This window comes from Candidatus Defluviilinea gracilis (assembly GCF_057138825.1).
The window spans coordinates 26,819-50,167 of sequence record NZ_DBNHEF010000080.1 but is presented as its reverse complement, the minus strand read 5'-3'; the positions used below and the strand labels follow the sequence as shown (position 1 = coordinate 50,167).

General features: G+C 52.5%; 24 protein-coding genes. 17 read left to right on the top strand and 7 right to left on the bottom strand.

The genetic code is table 11. The features are described 5' to 3' along the window. Window positions 1-82: 82 nt before the first annotated feature. From AC16KF_RS16990 to AC16KF_RS16980, 3 genes are read left to right on the top strand one after another with little or no spacing between them, the layout of a single operon-like run. Window positions 83-1,495 (top strand): FAD-dependent thymidylate synthase, encoded by a 1,413-nt coding sequence (locus tag AC16KF_RS16990; protein ID WP_484038545.1) that lies wholly within the window; start codon window positions 83-85, stop codon window positions 1,493-1,495. Window positions 1,496-1,546: 51 nt separating this feature from the next. After that, entirely contained in the window at window positions 1,547-1,834 is a 288-nt protein-coding gene (locus tag AC16KF_RS16985) for a type II toxin-antitoxin system Phd/YefM family antitoxin (protein ID WP_484038544.1), read from the top strand. Beyond that, on the top strand, window positions 1,818-2,246 hold the full coding sequence (locus AC16KF_RS16980; protein WP_484038543.1) for a type II toxin-antitoxin system VapC family toxin: 429 nt from the start codon (window positions 1,818-1,820) through the stop codon (window positions 2,244-2,246). Before AC16KF_RS16985 ends, AC16KF_RS16980 begins: the two co-directional genes overlap by 17 nt. Window positions 2,247-2,280: 34 nt before the next feature. Here AC16KF_RS16980 and AC16KF_RS16975 read toward each other — a convergent pair whose 3' ends face one another. Together AC16KF_RS16975 and AC16KF_RS16970 are read right to left on the bottom strand one after the other, a co-directional pair. Beyond that, the gene (locus tag AC16KF_RS16975) at window positions 2,281-3,471 is read right to left on the bottom strand and encodes a M24 family metallopeptidase (protein WP_484038542.1); all 1,191 of its coding nucleotides are present in this window, start codon (window positions 3,469-3,471) and stop codon (window positions 2,281-2,283) included. 22 nt (window positions 3,472-3,493) lie between these two features. After that, window positions 3,494-4,762, bottom strand: a complete 1,269-nt coding sequence (locus AC16KF_RS16970; protein ID WP_484038541.1) for an MFS transporter — start codon at window positions 4,760-4,762, stop codon at window positions 3,494-3,496. Window positions 4,763-4,875: 113 nt separating this feature from the next. Here AC16KF_RS16970 and AC16KF_RS16965 point away from each other — a divergent pair, with 113 nt between their 5' ends. The 10 genes from AC16KF_RS16965 to AC16KF_RS16920 all read left to right on the top strand — a co-directional run bounded on the left by AC16KF_RS16965 (window position 4,876) and on the right by AC16KF_RS16920 (window position 14,318). Next, window positions 4,876-5,337 carry a hypothetical protein gene (locus AC16KF_RS16965; protein WP_484038540.1) on the top strand — a complete coding sequence of 154 codons (462 nt, stop codon included), beginning with the start codon at window positions 4,876-4,878 and terminating at the stop codon, window positions 5,335-5,337. Next, window positions 5,334-5,945 (top strand): TetR/AcrR family transcriptional regulator, encoded by a 612-nt coding sequence (locus AC16KF_RS16960; protein ID WP_484038539.1) that lies wholly within the window; start codon window positions 5,334-5,336, stop codon window positions 5,943-5,945. The genes AC16KF_RS16965 and AC16KF_RS16960 overlap by 4 nt, the downstream gene beginning before the upstream one ends. 142 nt (window positions 5,946-6,087) lie before the next feature. Continuing rightward, a complete protein-coding gene (locus AC16KF_RS16955; RefSeq protein WP_484038538.1) occupies window positions 6,088-7,215 on the top strand; it encodes an ABC transporter permease in 1,128 nt (375 codons plus the stop codon). 11 nt (window positions 7,216-7,226) lie between these two features. Continuing rightward, on the top strand, window positions 7,227-8,567 hold the full coding sequence (locus AC16KF_RS16950; protein ID WP_484038537.1) for an HlyD family secretion protein: 1,341 nt from the start codon (window positions 7,227-7,229) through the stop codon (window positions 8,565-8,567). Window positions 8,568-8,645: 78 nt separating this feature from the next. Next, a complete protein-coding gene (locus AC16KF_RS16945; RefSeq protein ID WP_484038536.1) occupies window positions 8,646-9,056 on the top strand; it encodes a four helix bundle protein in 411 nt (136 codons plus the stop codon). Window positions 9,057-9,111: 55 nt separating this feature from the next. Continuing rightward, window positions 9,112-10,203 (top strand): ABC transporter ATP-binding protein, encoded by a 1,092-nt coding sequence (locus AC16KF_RS16940; RefSeq protein WP_484038535.1) that lies wholly within the window; start codon window positions 9,112-9,114, stop codon window positions 10,201-10,203. After that, the gene (locus AC16KF_RS16935) at window positions 10,200-11,102 is read left to right on the top strand and encodes an ABC transporter ATP-binding protein (RefSeq protein WP_484038534.1); all 903 of its coding nucleotides are present in this window, start codon (window positions 10,200-10,202) and stop codon (window positions 11,100-11,102) included. The genes AC16KF_RS16940 and AC16KF_RS16935 overlap by 4 nt, the downstream gene beginning before the upstream one ends. Before the next feature lie 47 nt (window positions 11,103-11,149). Further along, complete coding sequence (locus AC16KF_RS16930; RefSeq protein WP_484038533.1) at window positions 11,150-12,673, top strand: PAS domain-containing sensor histidine kinase; 1,524 nt, start codon at window positions 11,150-11,152, stop codon at window positions 12,671-12,673. Then, complete coding sequence (locus AC16KF_RS16925) at window positions 12,670-13,173, top strand: response regulator (RefSeq protein ID WP_484038532.1); 504 nt, start codon at window positions 12,670-12,672, stop codon at window positions 13,171-13,173. The genes AC16KF_RS16930 and AC16KF_RS16925 overlap by 4 nt, the downstream gene beginning before the upstream one ends. After that, on the top strand, window positions 13,170-14,318 hold the full coding sequence (locus AC16KF_RS16920; RefSeq protein WP_484038531.1) for a hypothetical protein: 1,149 nt from the start codon (window positions 13,170-13,172) through the stop codon (window positions 14,316-14,318). Before AC16KF_RS16925 ends, AC16KF_RS16920 begins: the two co-directional genes overlap by 4 nt. A 29-nt stretch (window positions 14,319-14,347) precedes the next feature. Here AC16KF_RS16920 and AC16KF_RS16915 read toward each other — a convergent pair whose 3' ends face one another. The 5 genes from AC16KF_RS16915 to dinB form a co-directional block, all read right to left on the bottom strand. Continuing rightward, window positions 14,348-14,557, bottom strand: coding sequence for a PspC domain-containing protein (locus AC16KF_RS16915; RefSeq protein WP_484038530.1), 210 nt, complete (start codon window positions 14,555-14,557; stop codon window positions 14,348-14,350). Window positions 14,558-14,660: 103 nt separating this feature from the next. Then, window positions 14,661-15,416 carry a zinc dependent phospholipase C family protein gene (locus AC16KF_RS16910; RefSeq protein ID WP_484038529.1) on the bottom strand — a complete coding sequence of 252 codons (756 nt, stop codon included), beginning with the start codon at window positions 15,414-15,416 and terminating at the stop codon, window positions 14,661-14,663. Then, on the bottom strand, window positions 15,417-15,776 hold the full coding sequence (locus AC16KF_RS16905; RefSeq protein ID WP_484038528.1) for a hypothetical protein: 360 nt from the start codon (window positions 15,774-15,776) through the stop codon (window positions 15,417-15,419). It lies immediately after the preceding gene. A gap of 81 nt (window positions 15,777-15,857) precedes the next feature. Then, window positions 15,858-16,502, bottom strand: coding sequence for a GyrI-like domain-containing protein (locus AC16KF_RS16900; protein WP_484038527.1), 645 nt, complete (start codon window positions 16,500-16,502; stop codon window positions 15,858-15,860). Between the two features lie 38 nt (window positions 16,503-16,540). Further along, window positions 16,541-17,785: a DNA polymerase IV gene (dinB, locus tag AC16KF_RS16895; RefSeq protein ID WP_484038526.1), complete on the bottom strand. Its 1,245-nt coding sequence runs from the start codon at window positions 17,783-17,785 to the stop codon at window positions 16,541-16,543. A 160-nt stretch (window positions 17,786-17,945) separates the two neighbouring features. Here dinB and AC16KF_RS16890 point away from each other — a divergent pair, with 160 nt between their 5' ends. From AC16KF_RS16890 to AC16KF_RS16875, 4 genes are all read left to right on the top strand, one after another. Then, window positions 17,946-20,810 (top strand): NBR1-Ig-like domain-containing protein, encoded by a 2,865-nt coding sequence (locus tag AC16KF_RS16890; protein ID WP_484038525.1) that lies wholly within the window; start codon window positions 17,946-17,948, stop codon window positions 20,808-20,810. A gap of 111 nt (window positions 20,811-20,921) precedes the next feature. Next, entirely contained in the window at window positions 20,922-21,641 is a 720-nt protein-coding gene (locus AC16KF_RS16885; protein WP_484038524.1) for a response regulator transcription factor, read from the top strand. After that, a complete protein-coding gene (locus tag AC16KF_RS16880) occupies window positions 21,642-22,616 on the top strand; it encodes a sensor histidine kinase (RefSeq protein WP_484038523.1) in 975 nt (324 codons plus the stop codon). A gap of 91 nt (window positions 22,617-22,707) precedes the next feature. Further along, entirely contained in the window at window positions 22,708-23,337 is a 630-nt protein-coding gene (locus tag AC16KF_RS16875; RefSeq protein WP_484038522.1) for an RNA polymerase sigma factor, read from the top strand. The last annotated feature ends 12 nt before the right edge of the window (window positions 23,338-23,349 follow it).

Genomic DNA, 23,349 nt, shown 5'->3' with positions numbered 1-23,349 from the left:
CGGTCATTTGACCGCCCTTTTCTTTTATAATCTGCCCGCTTTCGTAAAGCGAGATTTATCTCGCTCACTATAGGAGACCCTCATGCCCAAACATGAAATTTATTTACTCTCGCCACGCGCGCTCAGCCCCGAAACCATCGCGGTCGCTTTTGCCAAAACATCGCGCTCGCCCGAATCCTTCCGTGACATTGCCGCCGAACTCAGCGACGAAAAGTCGGCGCAGTTCCATGAGAAGTGGGTGGTGGGATACGGTCACGCCTCGGTGGCGGAACATGCGGTTCTGCACATCGCCTTCGAAAATGTTTCGCGCATCGCCATCGAGAGCATCGAGTCGAATCGACTCGCCTCATACACTGAAAAATCCACGCGCTATCAAAAATGGGGACAGGATGATTTCACGATTCCGCCCGAACTGATCGGACATCCATTGCATGATGAATTTGTGGAAACGATCCGCTTCCTCTTTCGGACGTATGCCGAGTCGCTTGACCCCGTGCGGACTCTCATCCTCGACCGCTTCCCGCGCCGCGAAAACGAAAAAGACGAGGCATGGGATCGCCGTATCCGCTCGAAGTACGTGGACGTGTGCCGATTCCTCCTTCCCGCCGCCGCGCTGGCGAACGTCGGCATGACCGCGAACGCGCGCGTTATCGAAAATACGATTCGCAAAATGCTTTCGCACGAACTCGCCGAAGTGCGAGAAATCGGCGTGAAGGTGAGAGAAGTTTCCAAAGCCGAGACTCCTACGCTGGTGAAATATGCGGATGAAGTTCCGTATTTGGTGGAGACGATACGAGAATTGGGGGAATTAGAGAATAGAAAATGGAAAGTGGAGAGTGGAGACTGGTGTAAATTGATTGATTACGATAAAGATGGGGAGAGGAAAATACTTGCCGCTGCGTTGTATCGGTTTGGCGAGATGGCTTATGCAGATGCGCTGAATCATGTTGAGGGATTGAGCGGCGGAGAAAAAGAAAAACTTGCTGAGAGTTTATTGAGCAGACTGAGGAAATTCGATGTTCCCCTCCGCGAACTGGAATATTCCACCTACACCTTCGATCTCGTCATGGATCAGGGCGCGTACGCCGAATTCAAACGTCACCGCATGATGACGCAGACGCCGCAGAGACTGACGACGCGGCTGGGGTACGCGACTCCGCTGTTGATCGGCGAGGCAGGCTTCCAGTCCGCGTATGAGGCGGCGATGGAGTCCGCTGGCGGGATGTACGAGAAGTTGTTCGCGTTCAATCCCGCTGTCGCGCAATATGTCGTCCCCAACGGATTCAACCGTCGCGTGCTGGCGCAATTCAATCTGCGCGAGGCGTTTGCATTTTGCCAGTTACGTTCCGCCGCCAACGCGCACTTTTCGATTCGAAGGGTCGCACAAAAAATTTACGAGGAGATGGCGCGTGTCCATCCGCTGTTGACGAAGTACATGAAATTACACGAAGAGACTTGGCAGGGGGTTGAGGATGGGTATTTTGCAGGGGTATAATTTTGTGACCATAAATGATATAATGTGGTCACAAAATTGGAAGGAGCAGGAATGGCTGAAATGACTGTCGGAGTCCGCGATTTCAAAGCCCGTTTGGGCTATTACCTTGCGAAGGCGAAGAAGGGGCAGATTATCAACGTCACTTCGCACGGCAAGTCCGTCGCGCGAATTTTTCCGCCCAACATTACCTTGGAGGAGCGAGTGAAAACCTTGCAACAGGCTGGCATTATTGCGTGGAGTGGCCAGAAGTTGCCGCGCCGCAAACCTGTTGCGATCAATCGCGGCAAAAAGCTTGCCTCTGACCTTGTAGTGGAGATGCGGAATGAATCTGTATTTTGATACCAGCGCGTTGATCAAGCGATATATTGAAGAGAATGGCTCTGACTATATTGCTGAGTTGATTGCTGGCGGAGCGGTTGTTGCCACAGGATTGACCACGCGGGCGGAAATGGCGGCTGGGATCAATCGTTTGTTTCGCATGAATTCCATTACTCAGGAACATCACTCGATTGCCTTAAGAGACTTCCGATCTGATTGGCACCATTATGAACGTATCGTGATTTCTGAGGAACTTGTCGCCCGTGCCGATTCGCTTACTGGAGAATTTTCCCTGCGTGGATACGATGCTATTCATCTGGCTTGTGGGTTAACTTGGCAGGATGCGCTCGAGTTGCCCGTCACTGTTGTTACGTATGACATGCAACTTAAGGATGCCGCTAAAAGGGCGGGCTTGCTGACATTGCCTGAGTGAAAAAGACACTGCGACCGCAGTGTCTTTTTCACTTTTATCCCTGAATTAACACAATTTCCCTCTGCGGCTCGCCGATGTATTCCGCGCCTTTGTTTGTCATCACCACATCCTCCTCCAGCCCCACACATCCATACCCGGCGACCATGACATGCGGCTCGATGGTGTAGACCTGATCGAGTTCCAGTTTTTGATTCGGCGACTCGCCATACTTTTCCCACAGCGGACCCAACAACGCGCCGCCATCGTGGGCGACACGTCCCAACTGATGACCGAGCGCGTGCATGAATTCGGGGTACCCCGAATCTTCGACGATCTCACGCGAGATCACGTCAATAGAATTTCCCGTCGCGCCAACCTTCATCGCCTCGCGTGATTTTTCGATGGCGGTGCGGATCGTGATGAAGCCGCGCTGGACTTCGACAGGCGCTTCGGTTTCGCCTTCGCGCAAGACGTAGCCAACGCGTTGAATGTCGGAGCAGTAGCCTTCGTATTTCACGCCAAAATCGAAATGGACAATGTGTCCGCGTTCGATCTTGATCTCGGTGGGACCATTGTGTCCCACTACTTTGTTTGGACCTGAATTCACAGCGGGGCAGTTCTCTGCGGGCCAAGCGAGTCCAACACCATATTCTTTTACAAGGTTGTGCATATATTCGCCGACTTCGATCTCGGTCATGCCGACTTTGATAAAAGAGAAAGTCTTCTCGAAAATTTCGTTCGTGATCTCAACGGCTCTGCGGATGCGCGCAAGTTCGGTGGGAGTCTTGCGTCCGCGCAGGGCGTTGATGATGGGTTCCGCGCTGACGAGACGATCCGCGTATGGCGTGCCTGCCAGATACTCTTTGAGGAATTCGTACATCGCGTGAGTCAAACCGTCGGCGTGGACGTTGTTGCGGGAAGTGTTGACCGCTATCCCGTCGGGGTTGAGGCGAGTGATCGTGTCGCGCAAAAGTCCGCTGACGGCGGAGTCGTATCCAAGAACTTCATCGAAGACGTTGAGCTGTCGAACCGCTTCCGTTTCGAGGTTGCCGACGATCGCGATCTTCTTGCCTTCGCGTGTGAGGATCAACGCGGAGTGCCATGTGAGATCGTTGTCGCCAATCAAAAGATCGAGCGCGGGATCGCGCACACCGCTCGTCTCGCGCACGAACGTCAACCACATATCGGTTTGTTGTTCTTTGAGAATGTCAATCGCTTGCGAAACTTTTTCTTGAATGAGGGTCATGGTTATCTCCTGTAGCGCCGACTTAAGTCGGCATTACGTTTTTATGCGGATCTTTCACAACAAAAATCAAAATGCCTGCGGCGATGATTCCGATGATCGTCGCCAGTTCAAATGCGGAACCAAACCCGAGATGATCGATTAGCCATCCGCCCAGGATCGGCGCGGCGATGGTTGCAGGCGTGACCAGCGTGTTCGATAAGCCGATGTAGGTGGGACGTTCGATGTCGTTGCCGAAGCCCACTGTGAACGTGATGCCGATTGTCCACAAGGCGACATTGCCGATTCCTGAAAGAATGAACGCGGGATACAACCATGCGATGGTCGGCGCAAACCACGCGATGACCGAACTCGCAATGGTCGCGACCGCGCCGAGGATCAACATCGCGCGATGCCCAACTTTATCTCCGAGCCAGCCCATGCCCGCGTTTGCGAACGTCTGCGCGAGCGTGAGCGCGGCGGTGAAGTAGCCCGCCGTGATCGAATCCATTTGGAAGCGCCGCAACCCGAGCAGGATGTAAAACGCGAATCCCATCGTTGCGAACATCATGAAGAAGCGCGAGACGAGATACCAATTAAAATTTTTATCTTTTTTCAGGATGCGCTTCGCGTCTTCCCAAAAGTGAGCCTGCTTCTCCGAAACGACTTTTTCCTCGTCCCGAAGTTCTCGCGACCGCGCCAACGCGGCATACGATACAAAAAGGAAAATGCCCGCGATCAAAAAACTGACGCCGAAATTTTTGGGGAAGACGACAGTTTCCAACAAATATCCCGCGCCGATGGCGGCGATGCTGATCGCCAGATTCGCCAGCGCGCCTTGCATGCCGAAGAACGCGCCGCGCGATTCGGGCGGGATGATCTTCGACATAAAACTCGTCCACGGGTTGGCGGTGAAGCCCGCGCCGATTCCCTGCCACGCCAGCGCGAGGAACGTGATGACCAACGCGGCTTTGACTCCGATGACGGGAATGCATAACGCGGTGACTCCCAGCACAAAAAACGGGACGCGTTCGTGGCGGGTGTTCCGCAGGACCATCGGCTTATACTCGCGCGCCCGCGCGATCTGACCCGCGTTGAAGAGTTGCGGTAACTGCCAGCCGATGGCGTGGAACGCGGGCGCCAGTCCGATGAGGATCGCGGAGTCGGTCAATTGGGTGACGAAGAGGGGGATGATCGTGGCGAACGAGCCGAAGCCGAGCGCCAAGCCGAAGAAGGCGCCATCCAACAGATTCATGGTGACGTTATAGCGCAAATGCGCGCGGATGTATTTTTCCATGCTGGAGAGGGGAAGCATGGGGCGATTCTACCATTTCGGTTTTCAGGCTTGACAAAATTTGTCCGAATACGCTACAATAAAAAACGAACGACTGTTCATTTTTTATTAAAAGCCCACGAAGGGAAAATCCGATGGATTGGTTTCTCATAACACTTTCTTTCACAACACTCGTGCGAGGTTTTGGGGCGGGTCTGATTTATGACGTCGCAATGATCAGCCTGCCTGTACGGCGGCAAATTGGCGCAATTCCTTATACTAAATTTGCTGTCGCAAACTTTGGTGTTGGGGTCAAGACGTATGCTCCCGTCTCAATTCTGGGCGCGCTCCTGACACTTTTTGTGACTGTCGCTGCTTTTCTGCGAGGGGAATCGGCGATTGTCAGTTGGTCAATCGCAGCGTCGTTAATCGCCACTGTTTTGGCTTTCATTGGCACGGCGCGAGCGCTTCCAGCCCTGCTAAGCCTGCGTCAAGCTTCAGACGATGAGACTTTGCTTTCACAAACCTTGGATCGCTTTGCCCGCTGGCACACTTTTAGCACGGTATGGCAGTTGGCCTCTTTTGTTGCTCTTGTTGTTGCTTTGGCAAATCTATGACGCCCAAAGACAAACTCAAAAAAGGCGAAGCCACCCGCCTCGCCATCGAAGACGCGGCGATGAATCTATTCCTCAAGCAGGGATACGCCGCCACGTCCATGCGCCAGATCGCAGACGCGGTCGGGCTGGCGTTGGGCGGGATCTACAACCACTTCTCCAGCAAGGAGGAGATTTTTGAGGGCATCATCATTGATAAACATCCGTACAAGCAAATCCTGCCCGCCGTCCTTGCCGCGGAGGGGGACACCGCCGAAGACTTTTACACGAACGCCGCGCACATCGTCATCGCCGAGATGGGCAAGCGTTCCGAATTCGTGAACCTGATGTTCATCGAACTGGTCGAATTCAAAGGCAGGCACGGCGCGGCGCTGTTGAAAGAGATCGCCCCCAAAATACTGCCTGTCTTCGAGAGGTTTATCAAATCACGGAAAGACCTGCGCGTCACCAACCCCGCCTTGTTGATGCGTTCATTTATCGGACTGGTGATTTCATACCTAATGACTGAAATGATGATTTCAAATTCGATTCTAAGCAAACTCATGCCGAAGAACACAGAGGATGCTTACGTGGACATTTTCCTACACGGCATTCTCAAGCCTGCGGAGTAGATAGGTATACACGTACACAGGTAAACACGTAGACACGCAATACGCACTACGTAATACGTACTGCGTAACTCGTATCTCGTAACCCGCATCACCCACTGATCACTGCTAACTAATAACTGATCACTTCTTCACTGGAGCCCCCATGAACACCCGTCTCCTCTCCATCATCCGCAAAGAATTCATTCAGATCTTCCGCGACCCGCGCACTCTGGTCATGATCGTCGTCATTCCCATCATGCAATTGTTCCTGCTCGGGTATTCTGCCACAAACGATGTGCGTAATGTTCCGCTCGCGGTGTTGGACCGAAGTCAGAGCGTGGAATCGCGCGCCCTGCTTGATTCGTATCGCGCGGCGGATTATTTCCGAATCGCGTACGCGGTCGATTCCGAAGCGGAGATCGAAGATCTGATCCTGGCAGGCAAAGCGCGCGCGGCGGTCATCATCCCGCCCGATTACGCCCAGCGGCTTGCCGAAGGAGACGCGCAGATCGCCTTCATCCTCGACGGCTCCGATCCCACCAGCGCATCTACCGCGCTCGCCGCCTCGCAATTGATCGGACAGGCGCACGCCTCGAAAATCCTTTTGCAAAAATTTGAACTTAGCGGCATGAACTTGCGCGTGCAACCGCCTGTCGAAGTCCGTACGACCGTTTGGTTCAACCCCGACCTCATCAGCGCGCACTTCATGATCCCCGGCGTGATCGGCATGATCCTCTACGCGATTGCGGCAATTCTCACCGCCACCTCCGTTGTGCGCGAACGCGAACGCGGCACCATCGAACAACTTATCGTCACACCGATTCGTCCATGGGAATTGATCGTCGGCAAACTCACGCCGTATGTCGTGCTGGGATTTTTCAACACGATTGAAGTCCTTGCAGTGGGGCATTGGTGGTTCGGCGTTCCGATCCGCGGCAACCTCGCCCTGATCATTTTGCTTTCAGGCGTGTTCCTCGTCACGGGTCTCGGCATCGGTCTGCTCGCCTCCACGATCGCCAACACACAGCAGGAAGCCATGCTCACGGTTTGGATGACTCTCCTGCCGAGCATTTTCCTCTCTGGTTTTTTCTTTCCGCTTGAAGCCATGCCCAAAATATTGCAATGGCTTTCGTATCTCATGCCGTTGCGTTATTACCTCGTCATCATTCGCGCGTTATTACTCAAAGGCGTGGGACTCGATAAGATTCAATTCGATGTCATCGCCATGACTCTCTTCGCAATCGGCATCATGACCCTCGCCGCTTTGCGATTTAGAAAACGACTCGATTAAAGGAGTTCACCATGCACAAACCACCGCTCGCCGTTCGCATCATCGTTGTATTGATCGTCCTCTCCACCATCGGATATTACGCGTTCCGTTCCCTCGCGCCCAAAGAAAATGGACAACTCAAAGCCTCGGGCGCCATCGAGGCGGTGATGGTTAACATCTCGCCTGAGATGATGGGCAAAGTGTTGGACGTGTCTGCAGATGAGGGACAGCCCGTGCAGACGGGGGATCCGCTTCTTTCTCTCGACGGGAGTCTGCTTACCGCCCAGCGAGCCGTCGCGTCCGCCCAGCTTGACTCGGCCAACGCCGCCCTCAACACTGCCTCCGCCGCATACGCCGTGGCGCAACAGCAATACGATGCGACTCTCAACAACGCGCTCGAGCAAGAACAATCCACGCGCGCGAATGTTTGGCGCGCGACAAACCCGGCAGAGTTTAATCAACCCAGCTGGTATTTCTCCAAAGCGGAACGACTCACCGCCGCGCAAGCCGAAGTAGATGCGACTCTGGCGAAATTACAAGATGCCCAGGCGAAATTAGCCGATCTTCAAAAAAGCAACGGTAACGCGCGATTCATGACCATTGAAGCGGACCTCGCTCAGGCGCGACTCGCATGGGAAACTGCAAAGGCGGCTTATGACAAAACCGCTGGCGCATCCGACAGCCAGGATTTACGGGATGCCGCGCAAGTTGTCCTCGATGACGCCGAACTCGCACTGGACGACGCGCAAACCGAATACGATGATGCCCTCTCCACTGATAAGGCGCAGGATGTGCTTGAAGCCCGCGCCAACGTTGCCATCGCGCAGGAAAATTACGATACGGCGCAGGACAATCTCCGCGCTTTGCAAACGGGCGCGAATTCTCCTGCCGTTGTCACCGCGCAAAAGGCTCTCGATCAGGCAAAAGCCGCGATGGAACAAGCGCAAGCCGCCGTCAACACCGCGCAAGCCAATCTCGATCTCATTGACACGCAGATCGCCAAACTCACGGTCAACGCGCCCATGGATGGAGTCATCCTCACGCGCAACGTTGAACCGGGCGAGTTTGTCCAACCTGGCTCCGTCGCGTTTGCGATGGCAAACCTGAATGAATTGACCATCACTGTGTACATTCCCGAAGACCAATACGGCAATATCTCGATTGGGCAACAAGCCACCGTCACTGTCGACTCGTTCCCTGGCGAAACCTTCACCGCCGAAGTCATCCACATCGCCGACCAAGCCGAATTCACCCCGCGCAACGTCCAAACTGTGGAGGGACGCAGTTCAACTGTGTATGCCATCAAGTTGAAAGTGACAGATAACGACGGCAAATTGAAGATCGGCATGCCAGCGGATGTGGTGTTCAAGTAAAGTCACAGGTCAAAGGTCGCAAGTCGAAGGTCAAATAATGCTGTAGGTCAAAATTCATACCAAAAGGAGAAAAATAAAATGGCTGGTATCACTCGCTTTGAAGAGATCGAGGCTTGGAAGACTGCAAGGCAATTGACCAACTTGATTTATGGATTGGGCAATCAGACAGGCTTTAATCGCGACTTTGGCTTACGTGACCAGATTCGACGCGCCTCTGTTTCCGTGATGAGCAACATCGCCGAAGGTTTTGAAAGCCGTACTGATATTCAGTTCATCAATTTTCTCGGAATAGCAAAAGCGTCGGCAGGCGAAGCGCGAGCGCAACTCTACGTGGCTCTCGACCAAAGTTACATTACCGAAGAACAGTTCACAGAAACTTATGCTTTGGCTCAGACCTGCGCCCGTCAAATTTCAAAATTCATCACCTATCTAGAATCCAACCCGCGCAAACGCCGCATTTCCGATGACGAAGCAGACTACGAAGTTTAACGTTCATCCGACTTTCGACCTTCGACTTTCGACTCAATAATATTTCAACCCAACTATGAATAACCTCCTTGTCTCCGCCTCCAACCTCAAAAAACACTTCGGCGATACACACGCCGTTGACGATGTTTCCCTGCGCATCCAATCAGGCGAAATCTACGGACTCGTCGGCGCGGATGGGGCGGGGAAGACGACGACGATTCGCCTGCTCGTCGGCGCGCTCAAAGCGGACGCGGGTGAGGCGGTCATCTGCGGCTACGACATCAACAAGCAGACCGAACAAGCCCGCGCCCAATTTGGTTATCTCTCGCAGAGATTTTCCATGTATGAGGATTTGACCGTTCTCGAAAACATCCGCTTCTTTGCCGAGGCGCGTGGATTGAAATCGAATGAGTGGCTTCCGCGCTCGCTGGAGATTCTCGAATTCGTCGGGCTGGAGAAATTCAAAGACCGCCGCGCAGGTCAACTTTCGGGAGGCATGAAACAGAAATTGGGGTTGGCTTCGGCTCTGGTGACAAAGCCGCGCGTGCTATTGCTCGATGAACCAACCACAGGCGTTGATCCCGTCACACGTCAAGACTTTTGGCAGTTGGTGATTAAGTTGGTGTCGCCCTCCCAATCTCTCGCGCTGAGCGGAGTGAGCCGTAGTTTGGCGAACGCAGACGAAGCGCAGGTTGCAAGTCGTCCTTCGTCTGCGGACTTCGCAGCGAACGCTCAGTCCTCCGCTCAGGGCGATGTGGCAGTATTAATCAGCACGCCTTATATGGATGAGGCTTCCAGATGCCATCGCGTCGGATTCATGAAAAATGGAAAAATCATCGCGGAAGATACGCCGTCGAATCTGCGGGCGCGACTCAATAATCGCGTGCTTGAGTTGCGCGGCTCGCCGATCAATCTTTTGCGTCACGTGGCGCACAACGATCGGGATGTCGAAGATGTTCAAGCGTTCGGTGATCGTCTGCACATCCGCGTAGGGGAGAGAAAGGCTGACGATGTGCTGAGCAGGTTGAAGTCCGCGATTCGAAGCGAGGGCGGACGCGTGGATGAACTCCGCGCGGTGAGTCCCGTTCTCGAAGATGTCTTCATTGCATTATCTTCCCCCCATCATGTTCACGATGGGGGGATAAGAGGGGGGTCGGAGTCCAAATGAGCGAAGCAGTCATCCAAGTGAAAAATCTCACGCGGCGATTTGGCGAATTCGTCGCGGTGGATCACGTCAACTTTGAAGTGGGCGCGGGCGAAGTCGTTGGTTATCTCGGTCCGAACGGATCGGGCAAGACGACGACGATCCGCATGCTGTTGGGTTTGCTCGAGCCGAGCGATGGCAGCGCGACCGTGCTTGGATTCGACGCGTTCAAACAAAGCGAACAGGTGCGGGCGCGCGCGGGATACATGTCGCAAAAATTTGCGATCTATGATGACCTGACCGTGCTGGAAAATTTGACGTTTTACGGCGGCGTCTACGGGATTCGCGACAAGGCGCGCATCGCGCGGACGTTGGAACTGGTCGGCTTGCGTGGGCATGATTCCACGCTGACGCGTTCGCTGTCGGCGGGCTGGCGTCAGCGAGTCGCGTTGGGAATCGCGTTGGTGCATGAACCGAAATTATTGTTCCTCGATGAACCGACATCAGGCGTTGACCCCACCGCGCGCCGCGCCTTCTGGGATTTGATCTACGAACTCGCCGAAAACGGCGTGACGATTTTGGTCACAACGCATTACATGGACGAAGCCGAATATTGCGAACGCGTCGGCATCATGCGCGACGGAAAATTGCTCGCGATGGACACGCCGTCGAACTTGAAAAAGAACATCATCGCGGGCGACGTGTGGGAAGTGTATGCCGATCCGTTGGAAGTGGGACTGGAAGTGTTGCCCGCTGTGGACGGCGTGTTAAGCGTTTCGCTGGCGGGGGATCATTTGAGAACTATAACGGAAAGAGGAAAGAAGAAAGAGGAGTTATTGAGGGGGTTGAAGGTGTTGAGTGTGCGCGATGTGGTTGTCGGCGAGCCGACGTTGGAGGATGTGTTTATTTCGCTGGCGAGGTAATGACAACTTTAGCAGATATGTTGTATACTCAGTTTTGAGGACTTAGCATGTCAGCTTCATTAAGCCAGTTTGAGAACTTCGATTTTCGTGAGTTGCCTATTGGGGTATATATGACAACTTTGGACGGGCAGATAATTGTTTGTAACAGAACAGCTCGCAAGATGTTGGAACTACCCATCGAAGGCCCAATTGACGCGAATATTGAAGATTATTATGCTAACCCTGCTGATAGAGAATCTACGCTTGAGCAATCCATTGAACGTGCAAAACAGGGGAAGAATGTTGAGCGGGGAATATTGCATTTGAAAGTAGGACAGCGGGATTTATATGTTGAAGATTATTCACAAGTAATGAAAGCCCATGATGGGCAGATAATTGGTTTTGTGGGATGCATGGTGGATATAACAAGTGAGATTGAGTCTAGGCGGCATGAAAGGGAATTAAGCGATGCGGTCAATGAATTGCGCTTCGATATTGGGCGTATTCTACACGCCAACACAACCACCTTGGTAATGGTCAAGCAGACGCTGGATGCAGTGATTGAGGCATTTGAACCAAAGCCATTTCCGGATGTTTCCATTCCGTCCACAGATGAAGTGGAATCGCATCTGACTGACGCGGCTAACAAGCTGGCATTTACCATCGAACGATTGGTTGAAAGTGCCGACGAGAAACAGCGTCTGAAGGCTTTGCCTGCCTCACGCTGGAAGCAGTTACTGTGGTTTGTGAGGTTTCTGCGTTCCTTCAAAGAACAAATCCCGACTCCCGAGTCATACTCTCCCGCACTAAGGAAAGTAGCTAATGAGGTGGGTCAAATCCATGCCGCTATCACACCGGGGAAAATCCCGCGTGCACGGACACGTGAAATCCAAATCGTGGCTTGGGAACTGGAAAGGCTGGCTAGTCTCAAAGAAGTGCTTGAGACACGAGCGGCAGTCATTCAGATGGATTACACTATACATAGCTTGCGCGAATTTATCACTTCTGATGCGCGAGCCCCGGTTCAACGTCAGATTATGAGTGTAAAGGCACTCATTATTGAATGCGTTAGGCGTCACGCTGAATATGCCCGAAGTCTCAAAGTAGATATTGATCGCAAAGAAGTAGATGATATATATGTCAACGTCAATGAGCGCGAGATAGTACGCGCCTTTTCTAATTTGATGCATAATGCCATTAAATATTCCTGGCATCGCGGTTTTGAGCGCCGGAAGACAACATTGGTATCTATCCGTACAATGTTAAAGGATCAAAAAGTTTATATCGAATTTGAAAATTGGGGAGTACCTATAAAGCGTGAGGAAATTGAAACGGGGAAGGTATTTGAACTTGGTTATCGTGGAGAAATGTCCAAAGATCTCGGTCGTCTTGGTACGGGTATTGGACTTACTGATGCAAATCATATTGCCAAGTCGCACGGCGGGTATCTAGAAATTGAAAGTCATCCTGCTCATAGTTCTTATGATGAAAGAAGTGAAGGCTACTACAATCAACCTTTTCTTACGAAAGCAACTTTCGTATTGCCTTCGGTAAGAAATTCTAAACCAGCTGAGGAGGCCAGAACTGTATGAAGACCAAAGTTCTTTGGGTGGAAGATAGTGCCCGTTTGGAATTGAGAAACCTGACCGGTCCTATTTATATCAGTGGTGAATATGATATCAATCTCGCCGAGGATGCTACGAGCGCAGTCCGTTATTTACTAACCAAGGAATATGACGTGGTCATTCTTGATATGCGCTTACCTCCAGGAATAGACGATTACTGGGTCAATGTGTATCGAGAAAGGGGCGAAGATAACGCAGATGCGCGGTTAGGCTTGGAATTAGCAAATTGGTTGCTAAGTCATAAATCCGATATTTCTTTTCCACCTCCAGGATGGATTAGACCGTACCATGTTGGCGTATTTACAGTAGAGAATGATGCGGTTCTTCATGCCAGTTTAGAAGATTTGAATATCCAGGTGTTTCAACAGAAAGTTGCAGGCCTTAAAGACACAATACTCGTTGATCTTATTGATCGGATCAAAGAGCAAAACCCTAAATATTTAGAAAAAACAAGAGGGCTAAAATGATGGATATTCCATTTGGTCCTATAGTGTCGTTGATATTATTTCCGGCGGTATATACCCCATGGGCCGCACCTCGGGAAATTAGAATTGTAATTTTAAAAAGAAAACAATGGGTGTTTACTGCACTTGTGCCAATTTTTATATCATTTGTGTTTTTATTCTTAGCAATGTTTTATGCAAACAGGTATACAGGTTTATCAGAACGGATTTGGTATGGTTTGATATTGATCTTGCTGTTGGTTGATATGAGTACGGCAATTGTTCTTGCATATTTTGTCAACACCTATGATGGTTTAGTGCAGCAATTAGAGTTGGAAGTTTTCCGTTCTTTGAAAAAATCGGGCAAGTTAAATAAGAATTCTATTTCTGATTTGCTTGAATTGGGAATTAAAACCGACTCATGGCAAATTCGGAATCTTATTCTCTTAAGTATGACTAGGATTGTCGAAAAAGCCTGTTCTCGTCCCGAGTATCAGGGAGAAAGTTTGGAGTCGCTTTCATTAAGATTGGTGGAAGTGTTTGATACTGATATCTCTGGTAACTTACAAAACTTTTCTATACCAGCTGATATGATTCGATTAATAATATTTGTTAGTAAAGATAGAGAGTTGGATGTAAGAGATGATATACAAGATGCGGTCAGATCGCTTGGCGGTTTAAGTCAAATTGTTATACGAAGAGTAGAAACTCAACCAAGAAAAGTAGATGAAATTGTCTTCAAATACATAGATGTTTTGGATATGACAGCTACTTTGCATTTAAGTTCAATAAACCAGGTTAGCCAAGTACTATATGAAATTGGTGTACAAGCCATTTCTAAGAACTTGACGCATATAGGCTTTATTGTCGCAAATAAACTTAATATTCTTATTAGCCGAGATTCCCTTCCCGAAAAAGTTGATAAATCATTGATTGCTTCATATGCGCTTGGCATAATTTCACATCTTTGGTCTGATAATCATAGTATACGTGCTGAATTGAACAAGAAGATCGATTCGATTATTCCATATACAAATAATCCTATGAGCGAAGCAGTAGACCGTTCGGTGTTTTATTTTAATAACGTCATGAGATTTGAAACTTCCAATAAATTACTTGCTATGAAAGTTGATCTAATGAATAGGAAGAGCTCAAACAAGAAAAAATGAGATGACCGTATAGGTCGTCTCATCGATCCTTATTCAGTCACTTGCGCCTGCTCAGGGACAACCAGCGCCATGATCAGGTAGACCAGCACGATCCCGCCGAAGCCTGTGAAAAACGCCAGCACGGTCAACAAGCGGACGATGGTCGGGTCAATGCCGATGTATTCGCCCAAGCCCGCGCACACGCCCGCGATCATGCGGTTGGACGCGCTTCGAGTCAATTGTTTGTAGTTGGTGTTCATGTGTGTACTCCTTTCGTTGAGTAGGTGACTGTCACTTTTGAAGTGACAGTCACCTTTTGATTTCTAGAAAGGCATACGCAGGTGGATTGACGAAGTTGCAGTGTTAATTTCCCAAAGGAGAGTCATAAGGCGTAATCAAGAATTCAGGTAACATGCTGACACTGCTTTTTACTTCCTCAAGGTTTTTCATGTTCTGCACTTTTTCGTAGACCATTAAGACTGCCTGAATACTGTCGTCCACGACGCGACTCATCGTTTTTTCATTTAAGTAGATGTAAGGCAGAGAAAGAAACCATTTGTCTTCTTGTTGACTGTAATATTTGCGGATATGGGCAAACTGCTGGTGAAGCGCCTCATCCTTCACAAAAGGCAGATAAGACGGCGGGTCTGGATATTTCATAATCAAACGCCAGAAAATGTTTTCGGGGTGATCTCTCACATAGAGTTGATCTAATCCGTACCAATCATCTTTGACAATCCCCACAGATTCTTTCCGATTCTTTTCAAATAGTTCTTTGAAATCTCGTTTAGTTGCTGCGCCGATGCGTTTTGCCCACGTGATGTCACAGATCAGGTGAAAGAAATAACCGAGGCGAAAACTGTAAAGTTTAATGTTGTCTGTTGGATTGACATTGCGTAGATATTGGTCGTAAAACACAATATCATGAATGGCATCTTCACCCTCGCCTTTTTTCAGAAAGTGGGTAACTTCTTTCGGAGGATCAAATTCTGTCCAGTCTGCATTGGGGATTCCCGAATCAGGTGAGAGATTACCAAAAGAAAATGCGACCTCGTCTAGTTCAGGAAAATATTTCAACAAATTTTCGGCGATGCGAAGGTGTGAAATCCAAGTTCCCATTTATTTATACTTCCTACTTTCCAAATAATTCGCCACTGCCGCCCAGAGCAAAGCGAGCCCGATCATCACATAGACGACAGCCTGCAATCCCAGCCAATTGAGTTGGGATATTCCAAACACAGTGAACAAAATCCCAACAACGCCGTAAAAAATTGTGTTCCGCAAATAATCCGAGCCGACGCGTTTCGATTGCAGGATGTTCCTCTGCATCAACGCCTCCATCGCGCGGACTTGTTCCTCGTGCAGATTCTTGCACGCGAGCGAATCCCCTGCGTGTGCGGCGCAATCGGAGCATAGTCCGCGCTGGCAGTATTTGCAGAGGGCAATGGCGGGTCTGTTGGGATGGTAAAAGCAATTCATTTTTTTACCGCTAAGCACGCGAAGTGCGCTAAAGTTTAATTTTTTTCTTCGCGGTCTTAGCGCCCTTTGCGGTTCAAGATTTTAGACTTTCTTCAAAGGATGCCTCACCACCGTCTTCAACTTCGCGGGATCTGCTTTGCGCGGATCGCCGAGATAGATCTCGGGGTGCAAGCCGTTCGGTCCGACGTTATCGCGGTAGCCGTTTTCGGCCGCGAGGGCGCGCATGATCTCGATGGTGGCGGGTTCGGTGGCGTACGGTCCGATGTGCATCATCTGCGCGCAGATGCCTTCTTCAAAATGACTCAGCCGCACCTTCGACAATTCAGGCGAGTCGCCTTTCTTCTTGCGGACTTGTTCCATCCCCTCCGCGAAAATATCTTTGGTGATGACAGCGGGTTGCAGGATCATCAACGTGAAAGACCAATTATCTTTTTTACCCACGTCAACATTCACATCTTGTATGCCCCACAATCCTTCCAATGCCATCACGGGATAATCTATCGCGTTGGTTTTGTGCTTCTTCAACATAAACTTGAGCGTGTACGAAATACTGTACAAGGCTTGAGTCGCTTCGGCGAAGGCGGGCGAGTTGCCAGGCTCTTTTCCTTTTTCGATCACGCCGTCTATCATTGCGAATTGCAGTCTAGGCACTTTGACGATCTCCGCTTTCTTTGCGGAAGGCGCGTACAAATATTTCAATTCCTTTTTCAGATCAAGAGTCTTCATGGCATTCTCCTTGTTTACTTCTCTACCTGTTTACCTGTCTACGTGTCTACTTCTTGCTCTCCTTTGAAAATAACATCCTCGCCATACTTTTCCCTCAACACATCCACCGCCTCTTGTAGTTTGCGCGACTTCTCGTTGTCCACATCCCACAAGCCGAGTTGACGGATCGGCGCGCCGAGTCCGCTCACGCCGACGCCGATGAGGCGCACATATTGATTCGGCTTGCGGACTGCTCGCAACAACTCCAATGCGGCTTTTGCAATTTCATCCTCTTGATCGGTGCGATGGTTCAACGTTTTTTGCCGCGTCAACGTGGTGAAATCGGGCCAGCGGATCTTCAACTTGATCGTCGAGCCAGCCAGTTCATTTTTTCGCAACTGCCGTGCCACCTCCGCCGATTGTTCGCGCACAGTTTTCTCCAACATTTTGTCGTCGCGCACATCGCGCGAAAACGTGATCTCCTGACTGACGGATTTCGTCTCGCGCTCTGTGACAACAGCGCGATTATCAATTCCCTTGGCATGATGCGCAAGGTCGCGCCCATTCTCGCCGAACAAGCGGATCAAATCCTCTTCGCGCCACCTCGCAATATCGCCGATCGTGTGGATGCCCAGCTCGGCGAGTCGCTTCGATGTTTTCGGACCGACGCCCCATAACATATCCGCTGGCAGTGGATTCAAGAACGCCGCTTCTTCGCCCGACGGGACGACTGTCACCGCATTGGGCGGCTCAGTTCGCCCGTCGGCTTTGATGCGTTTCAGCGCGAGCGCTTTGCCAACCTCGGTGGCGATCTTCGCCACAAGCTTGTTCGACGCGATCCCAATCGAGCAGGGGAGATGCAGTTCGTCGCGGATGCGAGTCTGAAGTCCGCGGGCGATGCGTTGTGAGTCATCCTGAATATCCGAGATGTCGAGGAAAGCCTCGTCAATTGAAATCTGTTCCACCAACGCGGTGAGGTCGTGGAGTCTCTCCATCACTTGTTTTGACACGTCGCGGTAGGCGCGATGATTTCCCGACACGACGATCAGCCCGGGGTTGAGTCGAAGTGCCTGGCTCATCGGCATGGCGCTGCGGACTCCGTTCCGCCTCGCGGCATACGAGCAGGACGCGACGACTCCTCTTTCCTCGGGTCTGCCTCCCACCGCGAAGGCTTTGCCGCGAAGTTCGGGGTTGCGCGTCTCTTCGACGGAGCAGAAAAAGGCATCAAGGTCCAGGTGGAGAATCGTTCTAGGCATGGTGTAATTTTCACCGTCCCGCAGGCTTGGATCAGAGGTGAAATCCATTCAGGAATCCTGCGAGGCGTTTACATTATACGAGGAGAAAAGAGTCATCCAGCCGATATTGAACATTTGTTAAAGAAAAGTTATACTAGAGGCGTATAGTCACTGAGGAACTTTTCGACGTTTCTATCGTCGTAGTCAATTGGAACAAGAGGAGAAGCCTATGAAAACCCGATTCCATGCACTTTCCATCATGGTGGTGTTCGCGTTGATGTTGTCGCTCCTGCCAGCCGCCGCAACCGCGTCGTCTGTAGCGGCGGCGCAGTCATGCACCGATAGGGCGCAGTTTATCGCCGATGTCACCGTCCCCGATGGTACCCGTTTTGATGCGGGCGCGGCATTTACCAAAGATTGGAAGTTAAGGAATGTTGGCACCTGCACATGGACGACCTCCTACTCGCTGGTATTCGATACCGGTGAGAAAATGGGCGCCACCACCTCCAGTAATTTTGCGAATAATGTTGCCCCCGGTCAGATCATTGACCTCACCGTGAACATGACCGCGCCCGCCACCGCAGGTCATTACATCGGTTACTGGAAATTCAAAAACGCCTCCGGGGCGTTGTTTGGAATTGGCGCAAGCGCCAACAAAGCCTGGTGGGTCGAGATCAATGTCGTCGGTTCTTCGACCACGAACGTAGTCTACGACTTTACCGCAAAGGCAAATGAAGCCACCTGGTCGAGCGGCGCGGGCGGGCTTTCGTTCCCCGGGAATGACGGCGATGCAAAAGGCTTTGCCATCAAGAAAGATAAGCCGAAGTTTGAATCAAGTGTCGAGATGGCGCAGGCGGGCATGTTGTTTGCCCCGCAAAACCTCACCAACGGATTCATTCAAGCGCGTTACCCCGCCTTCAAAGTGGAAAGCGGCGATAAATTCCAAACCCGCGTGGGATGTGAATTCAATGCAACGTCATGTTATGTTGCCTACCGGCTCGATTACGAAGTGGGGAGCACGATCCGCACGTTTTGGACATTCCGCGAACGCTACGAGGGATTGACCTACGATGCGAACATCGACCTCTCTCCGCTTGCAGGTCAGGAAGTCAAATTCATTTTGTATATTTCCGCGTATGGCTCGCCCGTGGGCGATCGCGCCCTATGGGGTAACCCGGTCATCGTCCGAAAAGGAAGCGCTCCTCCTCCAACTGCGACCGGCACACTTGCCACCTCCACACCGACAAAAACACCCGCCCCGATCACGCAGACCGTCCAGCCATCGTCATGCGATAAGGTGCAGTTCGTCTCCGACGTGACTGTATCCGACGGCACAACCTTTGCGCCCGGTCAGACGTTTACCAAAACCTGGCGATTGAAGAACGTCGGCGCGTGCGCATGGTCGACTTCATACCAAATGGTATTCTTCAGCGGCGAACAAATGGGCGCGCCCTCCGCCGCGGCATTCTCGCGCGCGGTGGAAGTGGGGCAGACCATCGACATTTCGGTGCCGATGATCGCGCCCTCTGCCGCAGGTTCCTATCGCGGTTACTGGATGTTCAAGAACGCCAGCGGCGCGTTGTTTGGTATTGGCGCGCAAGCAAACAAACCCTGGTGGGTCGATATAAAAGTTTCAGGCCCAACAGTAACGCCTGGCGGACCCAGCAAAACGCCAACCTCCGCAACCTCAACAGCCACTGCGGGACCGACCGTCACGCCCAGCCCCAACACTGCCTATGACTTTGCCACGAACGCGTGCGCCGGCACCTGGTTCAGCGGGGCTGGTCAATTGCAGTGCCCCGGCGCCGACGGCGATGCAAAAGGATTTGTGTTGAAACTTTCCAGCGCAAAACTCGAAACCGGCGCAACCGACAACCGTCCGAGCATCCTCACCTTCCCCCAAAATGTCTCCAGCGGATACGTTCAAGGCTTCTTCCCCGCCTTCAAAGTGCAAAACGGCGACCGCTTCCGCGCCACCATCGGATGCGAAGGCGGCGCGACCCTCTGTTACGTTGCCTACCGCCTCGACTTTCAAACAGGAAGCGACCCGATCGCCACGCTATGGGGACCGTTCCTCGAACGCTACGAAGGACAAGTGTACAACGTGGATATTGACCTCTCGGCGCTCGCCGGTAAAGATGTGAAATTCATCCTCACCGCGCTGGCGGTGGGTCCTGCCGCTGGCGACCGAGCCTTGTGGGTGGGTCCGCATATTTTCCGCCCAACAGGCGGCGGAGGCGCGTTGCCAGACCTCGCCATCAACTCCCTGAGCGTATCCTTCCCGAACCCGAGTTGTTTCAACCCCGGTGAAGCGCTGGGCTTGCGCGTCAGCGTGACCAACAGCGGACAGGCGGCTGTGGGAAGTTTCATTGTGCAGTCCGGGAGCGCCCAACAAACCGTCAACGGCTTGGCAGTGGGCGAATCCAAATCCGTATTCTTCACAAGTTTTGCCAACCCCGCCACAGTGACAGTTGATCCGGGCAACACCGTTGCTGAAAGCAATGAACAAAATAATACGCGCGCTGAAACCTTGCCGACCCCAACCCCTCCATTGCCATGCGGAGGCACGCCAACTTTTACAGCCACCCCTAACCCGCAGAACCCAACCCCAACCTTTACGCCCACCCCTAACCCGCAGACCTCAACACCAAACGGCTGGAACCGTTTCCAAAACGATAAATACAAATTCTTTGTCATGATTCCGCCCGACGCCTCGGCTGGCATGAGCGAAAACTCCGGTCGCGCCGATCTACAATTTGCCCCGAACACCAACCTGCGCGAAAAATACCTCGCCATCACCGTCACTGAAAACGCCGCATCCTGTAAATACGCCAGCGGGTCTGCCGTCTCCTCGAGCAATGTCACCATCAACGGCGTGCAATTCCTCAAAGAGAGCGGCTCGGAAGGCGCGGCGGGCAGTTTCTTCGATTGGGTCAGTTACTCCACCGTGAGCAACAACGCGTGCGTCAACCTCGCCTTCGTGCTCAAATCGGTCAACCCTGGCAACCTGCCCACGCCCCCGCCGGTCTTCGACAAAAACGTCGAGTCGGCGATCTTCGACTTGATCATCAACACCTTTGGATTTTTCCAATAGGATGCATCGCCTCTTTTCCGACGAGAAGCCTGGTCCGCCCGACCGGGCTTTTCTCTAGCCTCATCTTTTCCCCCTCTCCCCGCAGGAGAGGGCAGGGGTGAGGGAGAGTTAATGTCCCTCGACCGATCCACCATCCTCCTCGCCGACGACGATCCCACCATCGCGGATAGCCTCGCGCCGTTCCTCGAACGCGCGGGATTCCACGTGTTGGTCGTATCCGACGGCATAACCGCGCTCGATAAAGCGCAGGCGCATCACCCCGAGTTGATCATCCTCGATGTGCTCATGCCGCGCATGGATGGGCGCGAAACATTGCGCCGCCTGCGGAAACTGAACATCTGGACCCCCACCATCCTGCTCACAAAAGTCGGCGAAGCCTCCGAACGCGCCCTTGCCCTCGAAGAAGGCGCCGATGACTACCTCAACAAACCCTTCGATCCGCATGAATTGTTGGCGCGCATCCGCGCGGTATTGCGGCGGGCGCGCCCCGGCGAACGATCATTATCCACAGCCTGGTTGCTCACCGCCGGCGAACTTGTGCTAGATCGCCGCGCGCGTCGGGCTGCCATCGCCGGTGAAACCATCGAACTCACACCCAAAGCGCTCGCCGTATTGGAATATTTGATGACCCATCCCGATGAAGCCATCTCGCGCGAACGCCTGTTGGATGTGGTCTGGGGTTGGGAATATCCCACCGGCACGCGCACGGTAGACACGCGCATGGCAGAACTCCGCCGCGCCTTGGACGATAACCCTTCCGAACCGCGCTTCATCGAAACGATTCCCAGCGAGGGCTATCGCTTCATCGCGCCCGTTCATGGAGAAGGGTAAATGCGACGACTTTCAGGAAGATGGTTGAGGTACGCCAAACTCACACTGCCGCTCTGGGTGGGACTGCTCCTCGCCGGGCTGGCGTGGTTTCTGCTACCATTCGCGCCTCCCACACTCACAACAATCGACATTGGCATCTTCGGTTTGGTGCTTGGGTTATCCATTCGCAACACGGCAGTATTCGCATTCCTGTTGGGTTTTTTTATCACCGGCGTTATTGTATTCGTTCGATACTGGGACAAACGCCGCGCAGACGAGGCGCATACGCTCTACGCCGATTACGTGGAAGATGCGCAACAAAAACGCCGTCACTTTTTGAGGCGGCTCGATCACGAGATAAAAAACCCGCTCACCGGGTTACGCGCCGCGCTCGTCAATTTACAGGAGGCGCAAGCGGCAGACGAGCGCTCGCAAGCTGGGCAAAACGCGAATAGGGCGGTCGAACGCCTCACGCGCCTGCTTACCGACCTGCGCAAACTCGCCGACCTCGACGAGCGTCCCATCGAGCGGTACGCAGTCAATGTGCCGGACCTGCTCGAGGATGTGGTGGAAGGCGCGCGCGCCATCCCCGCTTATGAAGGACGGAGCATCAGCCTGTTGATTCCAAAAATCCCATCGCCATTCCCCATGCTCACCGGCGACCGCGACCTGCTCGTGCTGGCGGTGTACAACCTCGTCGAAAACGCGCTCAAGTTCACGTCCGCGAATGATTCGGTGGAGGTGCGCGCAATGGAGGACGGCAGGGCAATCGTCATCGAAGTGGCAGATTCGGGAGCGGGCATCGCCTCCGAAGATTTGTCGAAAATATTCGATGAGTTATATCGCGGGTCGAATGCGCGGAGCACAGAGGGGAGCGGGTTAGGGCTTGCACTCGTCAATCGTATAGCCATTTTGCACGGTGGAGGATGCGGGGTGCGCTCCAGTCAGGCGGAACCGCGCGGGACGGTCTTCTCGCTCCGTTTGCCGCGACGATAAACAGCCATCTCAAGCGGGGTATAGTTAAGATGTCACAAAACTGTGACATCTTTGCGACAGGCTTGTAACATCGGGGGAGTATGATAAACGTATGAAAACTTATCCCGATACCGAAACCATGTTGATAGCCACCGCCCAACGCGGCGACTTGGATGCGTTCAACCTGCTTGTGTTAAAGTATCAGGATATGATGTATCGTGTTTCCTTGCGGGTCACACACAACGAACTCAGCGCGGAGGATGCCACCCAGAACGCGTTGACCCAGGCTTTCAATAGCCTCCGGTCGTTTCGCGGCGGGTCTTTCAAAAGTTGGCTGGCGCGGGTGGCGATCAATGCCAGTTATGATGAACTGCGGCGCGAGAAACGTCACCTTGCCATGCCGCTCGAGCCATATAACAACGAAGGCGAGGAGATCGAATCGCCAGCCTGGCTGATGGACCTCGCGGCAGGTCCGCAGGAGTTGGCTGAATCCTCGGAGGTGCAAGAGGTCCTCCGTCGTTGCATCCGCGCCCTGACGCCGGATTACCGCCTGGTGGTAATCCTCGTAGACATTGAAGGGATGTCGTATGAAGAAGCCGCGCAAGCGACGCGCGTGCCGGTTGGAACGGTGAAAAGCCGCCTCGCCCGCGCTCGAATGCAGTTACGATCCGCGTTGAAAAAGGTCGAAGACCTGCTTCCCTCGGCATACCGGGTCGAGATGCCCAGTTTTTCTCATGCCTGAATCAAACTTGGA